Below are 4725 nucleotides of genomic sequence, written 5' to 3'. Positions count from 1 at the left end.
GCTTTTTTGTTTTAAAATAATATACTCATAAAATTTATAATTTACTTTTCTTTTAAATAAAAGCCAAAAAATAAAATTTGACATTATTGTCAAAGGATAAAGAGCTATTCTTGCTGGCATTGTCAAATACCTCCTAGCTCCTTTTAACTCCTTACTTAGATTTTCAAAACTTTTATAAATTTCGGAATCTTCGCTTAATTTTATCTCTCTTATAATATTGCCATTTTCCAAAAATTTCACACTATCAGAGTTTATGGCAATATAATTTTTATTTTTAAAATACGGCAATATATAAGCTACAATACCAAATGCTATGATAGCTGACAAAAAGCGATTGGCGCCAAGCAACAAATAAATAAAATCTACAATAAGCACTGGCAGAACAAAAATGAATACAAAGAGCAAGCTTTTGTCCTTTATAACTATTGGTCTTTTGTTATAGTCTCTCAATTTTACCCTTGCTTACTTAGCTACTTTATACTATTTTAAGACCTCTTTGCTTTTTATATTTTTTACAACGCCTTGATATCTCCGCCGATGACTCTTAGTCCCATGCTGTCAAATATCGCTTTTATGCCGCCAACTTCTATCACGACACTTGCGCCATTTATGGTTACTTTGGTGCTGCCTACTTGGTGGATGATCTCATTTTTAGCATTGACCTCGTATGTCGTCTCGATCTCGCTATACTTAGAGTCTGCCATCTCGGTGTGCTGCGCGGCTGTTTTTGTTGTGAAATTTGACTTAGCATTTATGTCGATGTAGTTGTTTGCCTGAAGCACGATGTGCTCGTTACTAAACTCATTTATGCCCTTTTGAGAATTTAGCTTGTAGCTACCATCTATGTTTTGCTCTTTAGTGCCTTTTATCTCTTTAGTTTCGTCGTTGTGTATGGTTGTATTGAGGTTTGATTTTATCTCGACAAATTTGTCATTGCCGACAAACTCATGTCTATCTTGACCAACTCTAGTTGTATCATCAACAGCTACATTTAACGTGTTTGAGACACCTACTACCGTATCTTTTGAAAGTCCAACCGTCGTTAGATATTCGCCGCCGACATTTACGTTTTTAGCAAGATCTATCGTTTGGATGTGCGCTTTTTTGACCCTTTCGGTGTAGCTACCATGCACTTGAGAGCTTTTGTCGTTTAGTATCGTTTGAGAAAAATCATTATTTACTAGCTCGTCGTAGTCTTTCTCTGCTTTTACATAAATTTGCTCTTTGTTTTTTAAGTTTGACAAAGTGATCTCGTTTATGCCAGTCTCATTTGCACCGATCGTTTTTGAGCTAAGCGATGTTTGATGGTAGTTGTTATCTACATTTACTAGTGGCATATTTGAGGCATTATAGAGGCTACCGCTTACCACTGGGTTATCTATGTCGTTTTGCAAAAATGAGATGATCACCTCATCGCCGACCCTAGGTATCGCAAAGAAGCCAGAGCTGTTGCTTGCGATAGGTGTGATCACTCTTAGATAGGCACTTTTATGATAGCTTGCGTTTATGGTGTCGTCTTTGTCTATCTGCTCTTGCGTGCTAAAGGCGTTTAGTCTTACCTTTACTCTGCCGTAACTATCCGTATGGATGGTGTTTGTTTGGCTATTTAGCCCATCTTGTCCTACAACAAGGCCTAGAGTGATGTCAGGCGCTTTTGGCTTTTGTTTATAGCTCGGTACAAATTTCACGCTGCTTGGGATGATGCTTAGTTCATTTGTATATGAGCTTATAAATTTCTTATCTTTTAAAGGGACATTGTCACCTAAATTTAGAGTATTTTCTAAAACGCTTTCGTCTATATAAGTGTGTTTTATAGCTATTATTTTAAACTCATACTCGCCGCTACTTTGATCTATTGCGACTGAGATATTGTCGTTTAAATTTAGAGCAAAGACGTTTGAACTAGCGACAAATTCTTTCAAAAGCATATCGCTTCTTAGCTTTTTAAGATAGGTGCTGACCTCAAGCAATCTCGTATCACTAAATGAATACTCATCTAAATTTATATGCTTATCATAGATATTTACCTGCTCGTCAAATATCTTCTCATTTTTGCTCTCTAGCACGTTTGGATAGGCTGTGTTTTGAAATGAGTGGGTGAAGCTGTTTGCTTTTAGAGTTTCGCTCTTTGTGATTTTATTTATGTGTTCGCTTGCGAGATTGTTGTTTAAATTTACATTAAAGCTTACTTTTCTAGCCTCTTTACCTTTGCTAGGTTCGCTTTGCGTTAGGCCTTCAGCTTGGTTGCTATAAGCTAGGATAAAGGTATCATGAAAGTAAATTTTCTCATTATCTTCATAAAAATATATGCCGCTATCATGGCAAAGTCTTGTTATAAAAGCCAGGTCGCTTTCGTTGTACTGCGCTATAAATTCTTTTTTATTGTAGCTATTTTTGATGTTTGAGAAGTCCAGCTCTTTAGTTAGCCTTTGCTTGTTAAATGACAAAATTTCTTTTACCACTTCAAGCACGCTTTGATCTGTGTAAATTCTATTTGCTCTATTTATACTTAGTCTATATAGAGAAGATGTGAGTTTAAATTTGAAGAAGTATTTTTTGTCTATATTTGTGCTACTATCGTCATCAACGCCTAGATACTCGACATCGCTTACTATGCCGCTAAAGTAGATATAGTCACTGCCATTATTGCTTGGGATGATACTCTTGTTTGTAGAAGATGGTCTTTTTATGCTTAGCTTCATGCCTTTATCAAGGTATCTATATATGCCAGTTTGAGCGTTATCATTATATATGCTCTCTAAATTTTCATAAAGTGGATTTTTGACTAAATTTATATAGGCAAAGCACTCTATGCTAAATATATCCTCTAAACTCTCATTTATATCAGCCCTTGTGACTATAAATTTATCGTTTGCTATCTGAAGAGTAGAGAAGGCATCGTTAGATACGCCATAATCCACAAAGCCGTCTGTTGCCACTGAGTTGCCAGATGCTAGCATGACTGGCTTAGTTAGTGATGATGTTGGTGATGTTATGTTTTTGTCCATTTGTTGCTCTTTCAATCTTTTTTCGTTTTCTTCTTCTTGTAATCTTTTTTCAAATTCTTTAATATCAGCATCGGTAATTTTATATACCGATTTTGTTTCCTCTAATATTCCTTTATCTTTAATTTCCTTGTAAATTCTAAATTTTCTTTCTTCATCATTATCAACTCCTGTTTTAGCCACTTCTGTTACAACATCAAAAATTTTTCCTACTATTGGTGGTTTAGGATAAAAACTATTGAAATCATCCATAACTTTTTTAGCTTTATTTGCTGTAGTTTCATCGTCAATTTCTATTGGATTAGAAATTTTATCTTTTATATCTAGTTTCTTCTTGCTTATATTAAATAAATCCATTATTTATTCTCTCTTTTTAACAATTCTAATAAATCTTTTTCATCATTTACAAGCATTAATACTTTCTGTAAAAGGATATAGCCTTTTGGATCTTGTCCATGTTCTAGGAGTTTTTTTATTAGCTTAAATTTCTCTTCTTTAAATTCTTTATATTTTTGAGTTTTTATAAATTCTAGTAGCTCAGGACTTGGCGACTGGCCTTCTAGCTTAACGCCATTTTCTTCAAAAAAAAGCAAAAAGTCTAATCCTATTGAGCCAGCTAACCACGCATTAGGTATCGCACCTTTTTCTAAAAGTTTGTCAATGCTTTTTGGTTTATTTGCACTATAAGCAAATTCTAGCAAGCTAGCTTTCATCGTTAAATTTGGTAAATTTATACCAGCATTAGCATCACATCCAAGATCATCTATGTAGTATTTTATATACTTAGCCGTTTCAACATCACTTAAATTTTTATTATAAATGAGTCCAAACATATCCGTACAGTTTGCTTCATGTGAATATAAAGATGTTATGAATAATATTATTACTAGAAACCTCATAGCATCCTTCCTTTTTGTGTATTGACACAAAAAATCTTATAAAAAAGCACAGATATTGATACTGCTAACAAATAAACCCCAAACCCTGAAAAAAGAGCTTGAAAAAGAGAGATAACTATAAAAATTTCAAGCTTACTTTGAAACATTGCACTGTAATCCCAAGCAAAAAAGCTTATACCATCTGTCACTATATAACCAGTAAAATATACATAAATAGCAAAAATGCTAAATGAAAATCCAAAAATTAGCCATTTAAAATCAAGTCTTTTAATCATCTCTGATGTTTCACTATTATAAAAAATAAAGAAACGGCATATAGTATAAAAAACAGCTTCCAAAGCCCATAACAAGCCAACTATCCACATATAACTTACATAAAATTCTATCTCTTCTTTAAAAGAGCTAACTCCACTAAAAATTTCTATATTAATAAAATACTGCTTCATAAAATTTACAAATTCTTGGCATGTTTGAGACTTACTTAGTAAATCGCTTGGCAATATAAAGATACCCAAAGAAAAAACAAAATAACTTATCAAAATAAAAATAGTAACCATCTTATCATGAGCTTTATAGTATCTCACAAGCAAATTACCTATTATATTTTCTTTTATATTTTTATTAAATTTCATTAGTTTGTCCATGAAATACTAAATACACTGGCTTAGTTAGTGATGATGTTGGTGATGTTATGTTTTTGTCCATTTGTTGCTCTTTCAATCTTTTTTCGTTTTCTTCTTCTTGTAATCTTTTTTCAAACATTTCGATATCGGTATCGGTTGAATTATGTAGTTCCCTAAATTTATCAACCATATCCATTC

At 33.0% G+C, this 4725-nt stretch carries 5 protein-coding genes; all 5 read right to left on the bottom strand.

The window, feature by feature from the left end; all coding sequences use genetic code 11:
* Positions 1-450 (bottom strand): hypothetical protein (locus CYP84_RS02775; RefSeq protein ID WP_180996368.1); only part of this gene is annotated, 450 nt, incomplete at its 3' end.
* Between the two features lie 62 nt (positions 451-512).
* On the bottom strand, positions 513-3362 hold the full coding sequence (locus tag CYP84_RS02770) for a type VI secretion system Vgr family protein (protein ID WP_180996367.1): 2850 nt from the start codon (positions 3360-3362) through the stop codon (positions 513-515).
* Positions 3362-3904 (bottom strand): hypothetical protein, encoded by a 543-nt coding sequence (locus tag CYP84_RS02765; protein ID WP_103636603.1) that lies wholly within the window; start codon positions 3902-3904, stop codon positions 3362-3364. Before CYP84_RS02765 ends, CYP84_RS02770 begins: the two co-directional genes overlap by 1 nt.
* Positions 3901-4536 carry a hypothetical protein gene (locus CYP84_RS02760; protein ID WP_103636602.1) on the bottom strand — a complete coding sequence of 212 codons (636 nt, stop codon included), beginning with the start codon at positions 4534-4536 and terminating at the stop codon, positions 3901-3903. The genes CYP84_RS02765 and CYP84_RS02760 overlap by 4 nt, the downstream gene beginning before the upstream one ends.
* Positions 4526-4725: hypothetical protein (locus CYP84_RS10700; RefSeq protein ID WP_219809655.1), on the bottom strand; the 200-nt coding region annotated here is incomplete at its 5' end. The genes CYP84_RS10700 and CYP84_RS02760, both read right to left, overlap by 11 nt.

The sequence above is a fragment of the Campylobacter concisus genome, from assembly GCF_002912425.1.
In the GTDB taxonomy this organism is placed as follows: Bacteria; Campylobacterota; Campylobacteria; order Campylobacterales; family Campylobacteraceae; genus Campylobacter_A; species Campylobacter_A concisus_AH.
The sequence above is the reverse complement of the archived record's forward strand: the minus strand, read 5'-3'. Positions and strand labels throughout refer to the sequence as shown.

Excerpts from the sequence above, each read along its gene's own strand:
- CYP84_RS02765 (WP_103636603.1), bottom strand. The coding sequence starts at position 3,904 with ATGAGGTTTCTAGTAATAATATTATTCATAACATCTTTATATTCACAT.
- CYP84_RS02770 (WP_180996367.1), bottom strand. The coding sequence starts at position 3,362 with ATGGATTTATTTAATATAAGCAAGAAGAAACTAGATATAAAAGATAAA.
- CYP84_RS02760 (WP_103636602.1), bottom strand. The coding sequence starts at position 4,536 with ATGAAATTTAATAAAAATATAAAAGAAAATATAATAGGTAATTTGCTT.